The sequence below is a fragment of the Pseudomonas sp. MONT-RG-20F-20-E-7-02 genome (genome assembly GCF_022662395.1).
Lineage (GTDB): Bacteria > Pseudomonadota > Gammaproteobacteria > Pseudomonadales > Pseudomonadaceae > Aquipseudomonas.
Window position 1 is genome coordinate 1 of sequence record NZ_JAKNQN010000025.1, and the last position, 2,261, is coordinate 2,261.

Here is a 2,261-nt window from a genome sequence, read left to right on the forward strand (position 1 = left end):
GTCGGCTCGACTGTGTTCCAGACGCCGGCGAACGACGTTTACAACAATGGCAGCACCGTCAGCACCACCATCGCTAAGACCGAAGGCGGTAACTTCGAGAACTTGGTAACCGATCCGAAGGCGGCTGAAACAGCCATCACTGACTCGATCGATAACACCACGGTCTCTCTGACTGCTGATAAAGCGTCCGTGGTCGAAGGCGGTGAGATCACCTACACCGCGACTTTGACCAACAAAGCGCAGACTGACGTTACCGTCACGCTTTCGAATGGCCAGACGATCACTATCAAAGCCGGTGAAACCGTTGGCTCGACTGTGTTTCAGACACCGGCTAACGATGTTTACAACAACGGTTCGACTGTCAGCACCACCATCGCTAAGACCGAAGGCGGTAACTTCGAGAACCTGGTAACCGATCCGAAGGCGGCTGAAACAGCCATCACCGATTCGATCGATAACACCACGCTTTCCCTCTCCGCCGACAAAGCGTCCGTGGTTGAAGGCGGCGATATCACCTACACCGCGACTTTGACCAACAAAGCGCAGACTGACGTTACCGTCACGCTTTCGAATGGTCAGACGATCACCATTAAAGCCGGTGAAACCGTTGGCTCGACGGTGTTCCAGACGCCGGCGAACGACGTTTACAACAATGGCTCCACGGTCAGCACCACCATCGCTAAAACCGAAGGCGGCAACTTCGAGAACCTGGTAACCGATCCGAAAGCGGCCGAAACCACGATCACCGACTCGATCGACAACACTACGGTTTCTCTGACTGCCGATAAGGCGTCTGTGGTTGAAGGCGGTGAGATTACCTACACCGCGACCCTGACGAACAAAGCGCAAACGGACGTAACCGTTACGCTGTCGAACGGCCAGACCATCACCATCAAAGCCGGTGAAACCGTTGGCTCGACTGTGTTCCAAACCCCGGCTAACGACGTTTACAACAATGGCAGCACCGTCAGCACCACGATCACCAAGACCGAAGGCGGCAACTTCGAGAACCTGGTAACCGATCCGAAGGCGGCTGAAACAGCCATCACCGACTCGATCGACAACACCACGGTTTCTCTGACTGCCGATAAGGCGTCTGTTGTTGAAGGCGGTGAGATTACTTACACCGCGACCCTGACTAACAAAGCTCAGACTGACGTAACCGTTACGCTTTCGAATGGCCAGACGATCACCATCAAAGCGGGTGAAACCGTCGGCTCGACTGTGTTCCAAACACCGGCTAACGACGTTTACAACAATGGCAGCACCGTCAGCACCACCATCGCTAAAACCGAAGGCGGTAACTTCGAGAACCTGGTGACCGATCCGAAAGCGGCTGAAACAGCCATCACCGATTCGATCGACAACACCACCGTTTCCCTCTCCGCCGACAAAGCGTCCGTGGTTGAAGGCGGCGAGATCACCTACACCGCGACCCTGACGAACAAAGCGCAGACTGACGTTACCGTTACGCTTTCGAATGGTCAGACGATCACCATTAAAGCCGGTGAAACCGTTGGCTCGACGGTGTTCCAGACGCCGGCGAACGATGTTTACAACAACGGTTCCACCGTCAGCACCACCATCGCCAAGACCGAGGGCGGCAACTTCGAGAACTTGGTGACCGATCCGAAAGCGGCTGAAACAGCCATCACTGACTCGATCGATAACACCACGGTTTCCCTCTCCGCCGATAAAGCGTCGGTAGTTGAAGGCGGTGAGATTACCTATACCGCAACATTGACCAACAAAGCTCAAACCGATGTCACGGTAACGTTGAGCAATGGCCAGACGATCACCATCAAAGCCGGTGAAACCGTTGGTTCGACTGTGTTCCAGACGCCAGCTAACGATGTTTACAACAATGGCAGCACCGTCAGCACCACGATCACCAAGACCGAAGGCGGCAACTTCGAGAACCTGGTAACCGATCCGAAGGCGGCTGAAACAGCCATCACCGATTCGATCGACAACACCACCGTTTCCCTCTCCGCTGATAAAGCGTCCGTGGTTGAAGGTGGTGAGATTACCTACACCGCGACCCTGACGAACAAAGCGCAGACTGACGTAACCGTTACGTTGAGCAACGGTCAAACGATCACCATTAAAGCTGGTGAAACCGTTGGCTCCACGGTTTTCCAAACGCCGGCTAACGACGTCTACAACAATGGCAGCACCGTCAGCACCACCATCGCCAAGACCGAAGGCGGTAACTTCGAGAACCTGGTAACCGATCCGAAGGCGGCTGAAACAGCCATCAC

At 54.8% G+C, this 2,261-nt stretch carries 1 protein-coding gene; it reads left to right on the forward strand.

Translation table 11 applies throughout. From position 1 onward, the window contains the following. The coding region (locus L8I05_RS29355) for an immunoglobulin-like domain-containing protein (RefSeq protein WP_347341241.1) at positions 1-2,261 on the forward strand (2,261 nt) is incomplete at both ends.